Raw genomic sequence first — 13,125 nt, forward strand, 5'->3', positions numbered from 1 at the left:
AGGGCCTTTATGATCGAATAAAAAATAGCTTGATTTTGTTGTCAGTTATTTAAAAAAATTATTCTTCTTGGTTCTTTTGCTGTAACCAAAAATCTAATAACCTGAAATAAGATGAAGTTGCTTCTTTCATGGTATGAAGGTATGCCTCTTGTAATTGTTCCCATATCAGAAAATAGTTGAAATTATTTTCCAAAGTTTTATCGACATTTCCTTGTTTTCCATCGAGCCTGTTTGAATTCAAGTTATTTGTAATCAAGGAATCATTTTGTGAATTTTGTGGAATGGCCTTTTGTTCTGCTTCTAGTTTGGCCTTTTGTTCTGCTTCTAGTTTGGCCTTTTGTTCTGCTTCTAGTTTGGCCTTTTGTTCTGCTTCTAGTTTGGCCTTTTGTTCTGCTTCTAGTTTGGCCTTTTGTTCTGCTTCTAGTTTGGCCTTTTGTTCTGCTTCTAGTTTGGCCTTTTGTTCTGCTTCTAGTTTGGCCTTTTGTTCTGCTTCTAGTTTGGCCTTTTGTTCTGCTTCTAGTTTGGCCTTTTGTTCTGCTTCTAGTTTGGCCTTTTGTTCTGCTTCTAGTTTGGCCTTTTGTTCTGCTTCTAGTTTGGCCTTTTGTTCTGCTTCTAGTTTGGCCTTTTGTTCTGCTTCTAGTTTGGCCTTTTGTTCTGCTTCTAGTTTGGCCTTTTGTTCTGCTTCTAGTTTGGCCTTTTGTTCTGCTTCTAGTTTGGCCTTTTGTTCTGCTTCTTCTTTATTGGGTTTTACGTAACCTTTTGGAAGTGTCATAGCTAAAGTGAAACAAGTGAAGATTAATGTTTTTCTAAGATTCTTAGAATAATTAATTCAAATTAATGCGATTATTGAATCAAAATTTTTTTTCGACATGTCCATTTTATATCGGGATAACAGATTTAAGAATTCGACTCTCTTTTTATCATAATTAGCAAATTTGTTTATTTGATCTGAAATGATACCTTTGAAAATTAACCCTTGAAATGCGGATGTGACATTATTAACTTTTCTTATGCAACTAGCACTTTCAAAATCTACTATAGTGCACTTTGAACCATGATGGGAAATTATTACATGATTATCCAACTTGTTTAGTTGACCATGATCTATGTGTAGTTTATCAAGTGTGTAACATTGAGTCAAAATATTAATGATAATTTTTCGTATCAACTCTAAGTTCATCTTTGATTTTAGGAACCAGTTTCTTGCAGACAAACCTTCGACGAACTCCATTAAAAGAGTATTTTTTGTATAAGAGTAAACCTTTGGCCCCAAATGATTCCTATTTACACTCTGGTAAAATTCAAATTCATTTTTCATATCGGTTCTACATGAGTCAATTCTCTTAATTTTTAGTGCCATGGTTTTACTATGCGTATTTTGAACTTTGAGCACCAATCCTTCACTTCCTTTCCCCAAAATCCTAATGGCCCTTATAAGAGTACTACCTTCCAGAATTACAAATTTTAGATTTAACGATCTAAGTTCACTCAACCTAGAATAATAATCAGAGGTATTAAATCTGGGATAACATAATAAATCAATCAAATTAGCTGATGATAAAACAAATTTGTTAGAATACCCTTGCATCTGTATATAATAATTCAGAAACGGTATTTTTTATATGTTCATCCAAAGATGGATATTGATCAAGAGTATATATTTTAAAGGTTCGAATAAAATCACTCTTCAAGCCTCTAGGGATCCCTATTAGATCAGGCTTATTCTTGAGAACAAATTCCAAATAGACTTTTGCGTTAGTGAATTCTCTAAAAAGCAGGCATCTAGTTCTAGAATTGTTGTCCAACCATTTTAACGGAGAGTCATCATTAATCTCTATAAATTTTTCTACGTCATGTAATCTAAATATTTCAGGACCGATTTTAAAAGATAATTTAGGAATTGTTAGAGATTCATATAACAAAGAAATAACACAAACTTTTTCCTTTTCATGCACATTGCAGTGATATTTCAATATTCTAAAACCGTATGATTCAACAAATTTACATATTGACCGGGTCATTTTCTTAAGCTGTCCCCAGATGACATCAGACGGCCTAGCACTAAATTTGAATTCAATTACCAGAATGAAAGAAGACAATAAATCTTTGAGATCGTTGTTTGAGTGAGATAGTGGTTCCGCTCCAAAATAATTAGTGCCAGGATTTGACAAAAATTTTCTTGAACCTTGGATTAGAGTCGCTACTGAACGTGATGAAATAGCACTGCCCAAATTTCTATTTTCATCTATTGGATCTAATATTACCAGAAAACTATCAAAAATCTTCTTATGCTTTTCCGGTTCATGATCGTCGGGTTTTGTGATGCGGATAACAGAGTTAACAGTAGAGTATGTAGAAAAAAATTGGATAGTAGATAAAAAAGATCCAAATTTCAAAATTAGAACTTCACAAACATATCCACTAAACCCTTCTATAGAAATCTCCGCCCCATAAATTTTTAGAGATTTCAAAAACTTCTTAAGTAATCTCACTTGATTTTTCTTTTCCTGGTTCAAATTACTGATTACATAAGAGGTATGGAATGGAGAACGGTCAGCTGCACTTTTCCAATCTCCAAAAGAAACATCGTAGCATGGGACAATGTTGAACTTAACTCCGTCAACATAAGCTTCCACATAAGGATGATCTGCATATCTAAGATACGGAGAGTATTCCTTTAGAGATTGCATTCCAATTAACTTTCCGTAAGATTCAAAATGACCGTAATCAACATCATTCTTGAATTTGATAAAAATATCGATATCGGCTTCATTTTTAAGCCATGTTCCTTTAGCAAAAGATCCCCCGAATACGACTTCTTTTATCATAAAACCAAGTTTATTTTCAGAAACACAAGATTCAAGTTTATTTTTCACCTTGTTAGCCATAGCATGAAGGTTAATTTCTTCTTCTGATGTAGGAGTACATTCCTTTAATATTCCTTTGATTAATTTATTGATACTAGGATTACTCATTTCTTTTACGCTCGTGCATCAATGGTAAATAAATCAGAATATTTAGGACCATCTGCTGTGAGCATGCTTCGCTTTAATTTAATTTGGCATATTTCATCTGAAAATGGATCAAATTGAAAAATGGGATCAAAAAATATACGACTCTTAGAATGTCGATTTATACGAAAAATTGTAAGATGAGGTACATATACAGATTTTTCTTCACTAGAATCCTTTCGTGTTTCCTTCCCGTAGCCGATATTTTTTTGCAGCAATTTTGAAATTGCATCATAAAGGTCATTTAATTTTTTAGAACTTTGATTATCCAGCCCCAACCAGATAACGCTTGGATTAGTATTTTTTGGAAAACATCCCACATTAGTGAATCTAATCTCAAATGGATCAAAATCTAAACTTTTCAAATTGGTTATAATTTCTCTTACTTCAAAATCGGTCTTTTCCCCCAAAAACATTATTGTCAAGTGAAGATTATACTTGTTGATAAGTCTAACATCATGTGGGACAAATTCATATTGTTTCATAATTTGATTCTGAATATGGATTATTTTCTCAACCTTTGGAATATCTATTGCCACAAATATACGCATGAATACAATCAGATCAAGTTCTATCTATATTAATTCTCAATAATCAAAGTAATCAAAAAACAAATATTTGATAGAATGTTCACAGATTAGATCGAGGTTGTCGGTTCTAAACCAATTCATAATTTGTTTAACAGGAATGCCTGGTGCAGGAAAATCGACAGTTGCTACTTTCCTCCAAAGTAAAGGATTTCATCTAATAACTATGGGAGACATAATAAGGGAAAAAGCCGTTGAAAACAACTTGCCAATGGATGACAAAAGTCTTGGCGATTTAATGAAAAATTTAAGAAAGCATCACGGAAATGAAGTTGTTGCAAGGTTAGTGATGGAGAAGATTAAAGAATTGGAAAACGTTAGTCTTATTGTAGTAGATGGAATTAGAAGCTATGAGGAGTATATCGTATTAAAAAACATAGGATTTGTAAAGTTATTAGCTATTCATGCATCATCAACCATTAGATATGACCATATAAAATTACGAGACAGGTCTGATACACCATCAAATCATGAAAAGTTTTTACAAAGAGATGAACGTGAGATGAGTGTAGGTATAAGCAAAGCCATAGCTCTGGCCGACGAATCGATTTCAAATAATGATCTATCTTTGATCGAGCTTAAGAATCATGTAGAAGTAATTATTAAAAAGTGGTCAGATGAGTATGATAACTGGAAGCAAAAAAGCTTTCTTACCACATAGAACAAAAATGGAGCTTGAAAGTATGGAAGTTATTGTCATAACTCCAATTAATTTGACTGAGGACACACAAAAAGTGGTTTTTGCTGTCAAAAACCTATTACCAGATTCAGAACTAGCAATAAGAAAGAATAATTTGTATGCCAAGATGAATAATTTTGATGGTTTGAGAAAAATAAAAGACAAGATAAGGTCAAAAAAAACACTGGCTGTTTTACAAAGAATTCTGTATAACAACTACAACATGCAAAGTACTTGGTTTTTACTAAATAAACAGGCTGCATTTTCTGACGTGGTGGTATTAGTAGAAAACGAAAATGAATCCCCATTGGGACCCATAAAAATAACTGTGAATGGCTGCGAATTAGAAAGAATTAATGAATGGTTTGAGAAATAGAGGAATAAATAAAACACTCACTCTGCTGAAAGATCCCAGTAGTTAGCATCTTTGAATTCGGTTTTGGGTTTTCCAAGAGATTTCCACTCCTTAAATGATTTTGGATATAGCTTCACGTTTGAAATTCCTGCGGTTTTTAAGGCAAAAAAGGCTAAACCTGACAACGTTCCGACGCTTCCACAGTAAGTGATTATCTCATTGTTTAAGTCAATACCCCTATTTTCCATGAATCGTTTAAGTTCAGAAGGATTTCTTAAAATGGAATTTTCCGAGCGCAACATGGTGTATGGAATATTCTTTGAATTAGGAATGTGTTCTGTTAAAAAATTCAATCTTTCTCGAGAATCAATTATGATCTTATTTTTATCATTTTGAGCATTTTCTATATATTCAGCATCTGCAAATATGGAATAGTCTATATCAATAGAATGTGAAACTTTAGAATATTTGTTAGACTTTCTCTCAATTTCTAAACCTAATTTTTTCCAATTATCATAGGTAACTTCCAATAATGCAACATTTCTGTGTCCAACGAACTTAAATGACCATGCTACCCTTGACGCTAGTGCACCAAATGTATCATCATAAATGACTACCCAAGTGTCATCTGATATACCAAGGTTATTCAGAATATTAATTATGGACTCGGGGTCATCGTTGGATAATAATTCAGCTAATGGTAAAGAAGCGGCCGTCTTTATATGACCTTTCAAATATTCGTCTCTTTTTCTGACATCCACAACTCTAACTCTATTTTTTTTTATTAGGGTTCTTAGAGTATCAATATCGCATACAAAATTCAAAGAAGGTGTTGATGGAGGATTTGCTTTTGCTTTTACACGTTTAGTTACGATCTTTGCCTTTGCCTTTACCTTTGCCTTTACCTTTGCCTTGACATCATTTTTCTTTCGCTTTATGGATTTGCTCAAGCAGCGCATTCGCCTCTAGCAGTTTTTGCTACAAAATTTGTATCGGTTCCATAGTCTTTGTAAAAATCAGGGGCGGTGGAAAATGCGGGTAACTCAATTATAGGTAAAAGTAGCTTCTTCATGTCATCTACATTCTTAATTTCGCCAGATCCATTTCCATTTGAAATTTTGTAAATCCATTCATTTAATTTTTCATTACCTGTCCTTTCTTTTTTGAAATATTCAAATATTTTAAGAACTACGTCCAGCACCTTTTTAGCTGGAACACGCATGATTGCCTTGCCCAGTTCGCCATTCTCGCCAGTACTACCCGCAAAAAGCATGGTATAGATTGGAACCATGGATGTTCCAATCCTAGTAGCACCACCATAGAAACCGATAGTTGCGACCTCATGCTGTCCACAAGAATTAGGACATCCGCTAATTTTGATAGAAGAATCAACAAAGTCTTTATCCAAATCAACATTTAATTCCAAAAATTTACTTTGGATTTCTTTTGCAAGCCTATGAGAATTAGTAATAGCTAGATTACATGATGTAGTTCCGGAACAACCTACAGTAGATACAATGGTATTTGCACCAGGATTTCCTAATCCATTGCCGGATAGTTTTTGGAAAACCTTTGGTAATTGATCTGCTTTTATATATCGGACCAGAAAGTTTTGCTGAGGAGTCGTTCGGGCTTTTTTTTCTAGCGAAAATTCCCTGATACATTCTGCAAAAATCCGTAACTGACTAGAGGTGATATCGCCTGCACCTAAGGTTATATACACACTGTAATAACCAGATTGTTTCTGAGCAACAACATTGGTATTTAGCCATCGAGTATATGGTGTGTCGCCAGAATTGGAATTTATTACAGGTAATGTAATTTTACTCTTCGTAGAGGTAGAGGAAATTGAAGTATTATTCAAATCTCCAGTATTCAAAAAACCATCATATGATTTTCTTGTGGGTATAGAAATTGTTGCTTCAACCAGGATTCGTTCCTTCAATAATAAGCCCTGAAATTTTTCCCATCCGATTTCACTGACCAAATAACGCATTCTATTTCTTGCAAGATTTTCTCTATTTCCTAGTCGATCATATAGTCGAATTGTAGCTATAGAAGTAGATAAAAGCCTAGAATCTGGAGTAAACTCCTCTAATAAATGACCTATAAAAGAGGCAGCGCCTAAGCCGCCTCCCAAGTAGACCCGGAAGCCCCTTACTCCATCACGGACTGTAGGAACTAGGCCCACGTCGGCTATCCTTACATAACCATGTTCTGGACAACATGAAAAATTAAATTTAAATTTTCTGGGAAGATTCTGACAAATAGGATTTCTTAGAAAAAACCTCGCTATTGCTTTAGCGTAAGGAGTAGTATCAAATGGTTCATTAGGACATACTCCTGCAAAATGACTGCACATTACATTTCTAATGGTATTACCGCAAGCCTCCCTAGAAGTAAGTCCTACTTCAGCTAAACCGCGAAATACTTCACTTACATCTTCTAATTGCACCCAGTGCAATTGAATATTTTGTCTGGTAGATACATGCGCAGATCCGATTGAGAATGATTCTGATAGACTGGCAACCTTTTCAAGCTGGGTAGGCGTGATGTCACCACCTGGAACCTTTATTCTTATCATACTAAATTCACTATTTAATCTAGAGCCATATGCACCGTTTTGAAGTCTAAAACGCCTAAATTCATCTGCATTCAATTTATCTTGACGATATAGCTTTACCTTATTAGCAAAATATTCAGATTCTTCTGCTAAACCCCATTTTTCATTAGTCTCGAGTTCTTTATTTTTCGCTGAAGAAAGAACATCATAATCAATAGATTTTGCCAACGTTAATAATATTGTGTTTAACAAACCTTATATTTTTTATGGAATAGGCTTATTTGACACATATTGAGCAATTTTCGGATTCATACACTAATTCAAATTTAGAAAAACTTATAGTTACAATTAAAAAACCTATATTAAGGTGGGGTCGTAGCGAAGCCAGGCATCGCAACGGGCTCCAGATCAAATAATGGGCAATTATTGAAGAAACCCGTGGATCAGGGGTTCAAATAATATAAGTATATATTAGAACAATTCCCTTCGGCCCCATCTTCCCTCAATCATTCTGGAGTTTACACACAATGACAATGAAAAATAAACTAGACATTTAATAGATTAAAAGGAAAATGGTTGTTACATAATTATCAAAAATTAGCAATAATAAATTATTACATACATGTACATATATTATATTAAATGGATAGAAACATGCGATCCAATTAAAACAAAGTGAAGATATGAGTATGAACCGATATAAACTCTGAAAAGACGAATATTAACAAAATTTTAGAAAATTATTTGTTCTTCTTGAAGCTAAAATAACAAGAATGACATCGATCTTTACCATAAATAACTCCAGAGTTACCACACTCAGAGCATTTTTTTTCATTATCAACAGTGGAATCCAAGGATTTTATCTTTTGAATACATTTGTTACACAACGGAGCATCCAAATTATGGCTAGATATGAAGACTTCCCCACATTGTGAACATCTGAAACTATAAATTTTTCCTCTAGGTTTCCATTTCTTGAATGGATTAGCTGTAAAAGTATATAGTATTCTTCTAAATGGATTGGCCATAAAGTACATTATATTTATGCAATCAGACATTTTAGTTTAATGGCATAGGAAATTCAAGAAAGGATACTACAACCAAAGCAGAGAACTATAAGCTTCTATATAGTTGTCTATTCCCTATACGGATAAAAAAAACTCCCGAGGAAATCAATATCAAAGAAATAAATAAAAATAAAGGATTTATCAATTGTCTAAGATATTCAGGTGCACTTGAAAGGTAATTGCAGTTCTCCTCACAAATTTTTGTAACTGGAAACAGTAGTAAAATCAATCCAAATAAAATCAACATAATGACTCCAGCCGTAGAGATCAAAGCACCGATCTTTATCATACGACGATATCTCAATGAAGTACCCATCTAACAATCTTACCTTAATACTAATATTCAAGTTTAGATGCATCTATAGTAACGTATTTGTATTCACCATTTTGTGAGACCCTATTGAATTGTTTGTTATAGTATAAAAAAGGAACATCGTCTTTCGTATGAAGATCCCAAATCTTATGTACTTGATCGAAATATACTTTTCTTTTTTTCATTTTGCGTCTAATTATTTCATGACATATTATGTGAGATATTTTTGCACAATTATTATCAGCAAAAAACTTTTCATTTTTGAAATCTGAAGAAAAAACTTTGGGTCTCAACCAAGCGGCTAGTCCAAAATTCTCACCATGATATACATCCATACGACAATCCGACCATAAAGGTCCAAAATAAGTGAGATAGAAATGAAATATGGAGAAACCCCTTTCTCGATGATCTCTTAATAGATATGCGAGATTAATCCTATCGAATAATCGTCCAGGAATTACGGGTAAGATATCAACCTCTACAGATAAATCTTCTTTAAATTCACGTTTGATCCACCACTGAAAGAATCGCACCATCGAAGAAACATAACCCCAATCTTCTTGATATCGCTTCTTCCATTCTTCATTTTTTGATACATAAATAAAAAAAAGCTTATCTTGCAATAATAACCACACATCATACATCAATAAAATTTTTGACACGTTAAAAGTCTACTAAAAACCCATTCGTATACAAAAAGTTCATAATTTAGGAGCAATATAGACAAATTAGATGTCATTTAGAAAATTAGGCGCTGTAATACTTTTAGTTTCAGATATGAATAAATCTGTTCAATTCTATAGAGAAACTCTAAATTTGCCATTAAAAAAAGAATCTGACGAGTGGACAGAATTTTTCAATAAAGAAACAGTATTGGCATTACATCCAGCTAAACACAAAGAAAATCTGAAATCGGGCCAACATATTCTACTTGGTTTTTCTGCAAGTGATTTTGATAACACAATCAATAAACTAAAAGAGAAAGGTGTAGTTTTTTTTAAAAATCCTAAGGAAGAAGGTTTTGGAAAGCATGCAATAATAGAAGATCCAGACGGTCATCTAATTTCAATTGTAAAACTAAAAAGCACTCAAAGTGAAGAGGATGGATTTGATTTTTTGGGGTTAGTTGGTGCAGAATAGATAAATCATCAATATATTTTATATAAACAAATAACGATGCAATGTAACAATTTGTATATAACAAAATTGTATCAGACGAGAATACAATATCAAATATCGTACAAAACTCAGGCTATGCTAATCAACATTTCAAAGGGGTTTTGAAAAGGGAAGCACTAGTGATGGATCGAATTATGGGACTTTTTTACCTGGATTTAGTAAATTTAGTGGATCAAATGACTTTTTGAGAGAACTAAAATAGCTATAAACGAAATTATTGTATACATTTTTTATGAATGGGGTCCTGGTTATTCCATCACCATGTTCAGCCGTGATAGTTCCACGATATTCAAATACTTTTCTAAAAGTTTCGTAAGTCATTTTTTGTAGAATCCTCGCTTGTTTGGAATGAAGATCACCTTCAGAATTATTATGATTATCTAAAATGGGACGCGTATGAAGATTTCCATTACCTACATGACCGTATATAACATATTGTAGATCATACTTGTTATAGAGTGACAAAAGATAAACAACATATTCATGAAGATGATCGATTGAGACAGCAGTATCCTCTATTATAGTAAATTGTCTTCTGTTTCCTACGGTATTTTTTATAGCCATGTTCAACGCATTTTTCCTCGAGTGCCATAATTTATTTATTGAAACTATGTCATGAGCATGTTCTACAATCTTGCCGCCAGGATATATACTCCTTTTTAGCAAATCATGTGTGTCAGAGATTTTGTCCCGAAATTGATAAAAATACTCTATAAATAGCAAACAACCATTCTCATTTACCGTATTCAATTTAATTGAAGAATCCATAACGGAATAATCCAAAAGTTCAACTGCTACAGGTACAGTAGAGAGAATTTTTTTGGTATATAAACAAGCAGACAAGACATCAGAAAAATACACTAAGAAAAGAGATCTGAAAATGGGTAGGTCCAATATCTTTAATCTAAGAGAATCGAAAATTGATAATGTTCCCTCTGAAGCTGCAAAAATATTTTGAGGTTTGAATTCGGGAGCAAAAACAGAATCTAATCTATAACCACATGAGTTCTTACTGACATCAGGATAATATGAAGCTAATTTATCTTGAATAGAAATTATGGGTGATAGAATTTTTTTTAATCTACTATCACAAACACCATTTTCAGCAAAACCTTCCTCTCCGTTTGAATAGATAAAGTCAACACGATCCAAATATTTAAGGACACTCCCATATCCTAAACCATGTGGTCCAGAAGAATTATTTGAAACCATCCCTCCAATAGTGCAATAATTACTACTTGCAGGATCTGGTGGTAAAAACTTGTTTTGTTTTTTTAATTCTTTATCCAAGATACCCTTAACTACACCAGGTTGAACGGTTACAGTTCCAGATTGGATATCCAAATCAAGAATCTTGTTCATATATTTAGTAAAATCTAAAATCAATCCATTGGATAGGCTTTGACCAAGTAAACTTGTGCCTGCACCACGACAAGCAACAGACAAGGCATTTTTGCTAGCACAATTCAAAGACGTTACTATATCCGTCTTATCTTTTGGGAAACAAACTAATTCGGGGTAAATTTGATGATAGCTTGAATCTACAGAATAATAATCTCTAATCCAGGATTCATTAGAAATATCACCACTGTAGGAAAGCTTTAGTTCATCATATACATCCATTGAATAATTTAATACCTATATACAATATAATATTTTTAGTGTAAGAAGAAAAAAGAATTACTTCATGAAAATCTTTATTTATTTTTTATCTCGATATAAGAACCTTAATTGGTTTTTGATCAATAGAAGGGAAAGAAAAAAGTGTGGTTAACAATGACATTAAAAAGGTATTCAAGTGAATGGAAAACATTCTACATATGGTTACCAAAGACCAATAGTTAGTATAAGGATGACAGTAAAATAAATACCAACATTCATAAAAATTTGATCTACTGTTCATCATTAGTGAGTAAGGTTTTGTAATATGGTCTACCATATTTATACCTGATATTTCAATCATAAGGATTGTAATGAAAGTAAAACACGGGTTTCTGGGGATACTAATCATAACTTTGATACTTACTTCTACTTATCCAGGAGTTTTTTTAGGACTAGAATGGGTTTGGGCTAGCAATACGGTTATTTCAACAGTTGATGTGGGGGAACGCCCGTCTGCTCTGGCGTTTAACCCAAGCAATAATAACATCTATGTGGCTAATACAAATTCAAATGATGTCTCTGTTATAGAAAGCTCTAGCAATACGGTTATTTCAACAGTTGATGTTGGAGATGGTCCATCTGCTCTGGCGTTTAACCCAAGCAATAATAACATCTATGTGGCTAATGCATTATCAGATGATGTCTCTGTTATAGAAAGCTCTAGCAATACGGTTATTTCAACAGTTGATGTTGGAGATGGTCCATCTGCTCTGGCGTTTAACCCAAGCAATAATAACATCTATGTGGCTAATGCATATTCGAATAATGTCTCTGTTATAGAAAGCTCTAGCAATACGGTTATTTCAACAGTTGATGTGGGGGAACGCCCGTCTGCTCTGGCGTTTAACCCAAGCAATAATAACATCTATGTGGCTAATGCATATTCGAATAATGTCTCTGTTATAGAAAGCTCTAGCAATACGGTTATTTCAACAGTTGATGTGGGGGAACGCCCGTCTGCTCTGGCGTTTAACCCAAGCAATAATAACATCTATGTGACCAACCTGGTGTCAGATGATGTCTCTGTTATAGAAAGCTCTAGCAATACGGTTATTTCAACAGTTGATGTTGGAGATGGTCCATCTGCTCTGGCGTTTAACCCAAGCAATAATAACATCTATGTGGCTAATGCATATTCGAATAATGTCTCTGTTATAGAAAGCTCTAGCAATACGGTTATTTCAACAGTTGATGTTGGAGATGGTCCATCTGCTCTGGCGTTTAACCCAAGCAATAATAACATCTATGTGACCAACCCAGTGTCAGATGATGTCTCTGTTATAGAAACAACGGGCTCCAAACCTATTGTTGATGCAATATCCGATCAATCAATAAGCATTAGAAATTTAGTTCTTTCGTATGGAAACAATATGTAGACGATGATGATCTTCTATAACACATCAATTGAGATGCATTAGATTATCTTAAATATTATGGACACCGGATGTCAGAAAAACGTACTCTCATTACAGTAAAGCATAAGTAGAATTAAATTGCATGTTAAACCAATTGCAGTATATAAACAAAGAATAGAACATGAACCGGATGAAGTATAATAAAAATAACTCCAAGAATTCAACTACAACCAACCGAAGACTTCATAGGTTTAAGAAGCAACATAAATGTGTAAACTAAAATTAGTAACCAAAGCATTGTACTATCAAAATAAGAAGATCGTCTAAGATATTCTATTCACATATATATTTATT

The 13,125-nt window shown here is 33.4% G+C and carries 12 protein-coding genes and 1 tRNA gene; 5 read left to right on the top strand and 8 right to left on the bottom strand.

Going from position 1 to position 13,125, the window contains the following annotated elements; translation table 11 throughout:
- Positions 1 to 58 precede the first annotated feature (58 nt).
- From NMY3_RS02010 to thpR, 4 genes are all read right to left on the bottom strand, one after another.
- Positions 59 to 772 (bottom strand): cell envelope integrity protein TolA, encoded by a 714-nt coding sequence (locus tag NMY3_RS02010; protein WP_196817291.1) that lies wholly within the window; start codon positions 770 to 772, stop codon positions 59 to 61.
- A 57-nt stretch (positions 773 to 829) separates the two neighbouring features.
- Positions 830 to 1,417, bottom strand: a complete 588-nt coding sequence (locus NMY3_RS02015) for an RIO1 family regulatory kinase/ATPase (protein WP_196817292.1) — start codon at positions 1,415 to 1,417, stop codon at positions 830 to 832.
- A gap of 154 nt (positions 1,418 to 1,571) precedes the next feature.
- A complete protein-coding gene (gene cca, locus NMY3_RS02020) occupies positions 1,572 to 2,975 on the bottom strand; it encodes a CCA tRNA nucleotidyltransferase (protein WP_196817293.1) in 1,404 nt (467 codons plus the stop codon).
- A 5-nt stretch (positions 2,976 to 2,980) separates the two neighbouring features.
- Positions 2,981 to 3,550: an RNA 2',3'-cyclic phosphodiesterase gene (gene thpR / locus NMY3_RS02025; protein ID WP_196817294.1), complete on the bottom strand. Its 570-nt coding sequence runs from the start codon at positions 3,548 to 3,550 to the stop codon at positions 2,981 to 2,983.
- A 109-nt stretch (positions 3,551 to 3,659) separates the two neighbouring features.
- On the opposite strand from thpR, the gene NMY3_RS02030 reads away from it, so the two are divergent.
- Together NMY3_RS02030 and NMY3_RS02035 are read left to right on the top strand one after the other, a co-directional pair.
- Positions 3,660 to 4,259 (top strand): AAA family ATPase, encoded by a 600-nt coding sequence (locus NMY3_RS02030; RefSeq protein ID WP_231100185.1) that lies wholly within the window; start codon positions 3,660 to 3,662, stop codon positions 4,257 to 4,259.
- Positions 4,222 to 4,653, top strand: a complete 432-nt coding sequence (locus NMY3_RS02035; protein WP_196817295.1) for an RNA-binding domain-containing protein — start codon at positions 4,222 to 4,224, stop codon at positions 4,651 to 4,653. The genes NMY3_RS02030 and NMY3_RS02035 overlap by 38 nt, the downstream gene beginning before the upstream one ends.
- Positions 4,654 to 4,670: 17 nt before the next feature.
- On the opposite strand, the gene NMY3_RS02040 is transcribed toward NMY3_RS02035, so the two are convergent.
- Both NMY3_RS02040 and NMY3_RS02045 read right to left on the bottom strand, forming a co-directional pair.
- The gene (locus tag NMY3_RS02040) at positions 4,671 to 5,582 is read right to left on the bottom strand and encodes a sulfurtransferase (protein ID WP_231100186.1); all 912 of its coding nucleotides are present in this window, start codon (positions 5,580 to 5,582) and stop codon (positions 4,671 to 4,673) included.
- Positions 5,579 to 7,216 (bottom strand): nitrite/sulfite reductase, encoded by a 1,638-nt coding sequence (locus tag NMY3_RS02045; protein ID WP_425319419.1) that lies wholly within the window; start codon positions 7,214 to 7,216, stop codon positions 5,579 to 5,581. Before NMY3_RS02045 ends, NMY3_RS02040 begins: the two co-directional genes overlap by 4 nt.
- A gap of 348 nt (positions 7,217 to 7,564) precedes the next feature.
- On the opposite strand from NMY3_RS02045, the gene NMY3_RS02050 reads away from it, so the two are divergent.
- Positions 7,565 to 7,690: transfer RNA gene (locus NMY3_RS02050), tRNA-Trp, on the top strand.
- A gap of 908 nt (positions 7,691 to 8,598) precedes the next feature.
- Here NMY3_RS02050 and NMY3_RS02055 read toward each other — a convergent pair.
- The gene (locus NMY3_RS02055) at positions 8,599 to 9,237 is read right to left on the bottom strand and encodes a hypothetical protein (protein WP_196817297.1); all 639 of its coding nucleotides are present in this window, start codon (positions 9,235 to 9,237) and stop codon (positions 8,599 to 8,601) included.
- A gap of 70 nt (positions 9,238 to 9,307) precedes the next feature.
- Here NMY3_RS02055 and NMY3_RS02060 point away from each other — a divergent pair, with 70 nt between their 5' ends.
- Positions 9,308 to 9,715 carry a VOC family protein gene (locus NMY3_RS02060; protein ID WP_196817298.1) on the top strand — a complete coding sequence of 136 codons (408 nt, stop codon included), beginning with the start codon at positions 9,308 to 9,310 and terminating at the stop codon, positions 9,713 to 9,715.
- A 171-nt stretch (positions 9,716 to 9,886) separates the two neighbouring features.
- Here the strand turns inward: NMY3_RS02060 and NMY3_RS02065 are convergent, their stop codons facing one another.
- Positions 9,887 to 11,377 carry an FAD-binding oxidoreductase gene (locus NMY3_RS02065; protein ID WP_196817299.1) on the bottom strand — a complete coding sequence of 497 codons (1,491 nt, stop codon included), beginning with the start codon at positions 11,375 to 11,377 and terminating at the stop codon, positions 9,887 to 9,889.
- A 350-nt stretch (positions 11,378 to 11,727) separates the two neighbouring features.
- Here NMY3_RS02065 and NMY3_RS02070 point away from each other — a divergent pair, with 350 nt between their 5' ends.
- Positions 11,728 to 12,792 (top strand): beta-propeller fold lactonase family protein, encoded by a 1,065-nt coding sequence (locus tag NMY3_RS02070; protein ID WP_196817300.1) that lies wholly within the window; start codon positions 11,728 to 11,730, stop codon positions 12,790 to 12,792.
- Positions 12,793 to 13,125: the final 333 nt, after the last annotated feature.

This window comes from Candidatus Nitrosocosmicus oleophilus, assembly GCF_000802205.1.
Classification (GTDB): Archaea; Thermoproteota; Nitrososphaeria; order Nitrososphaerales; family Nitrososphaeraceae; genus Nitrosocosmicus; species Nitrosocosmicus oleophilus.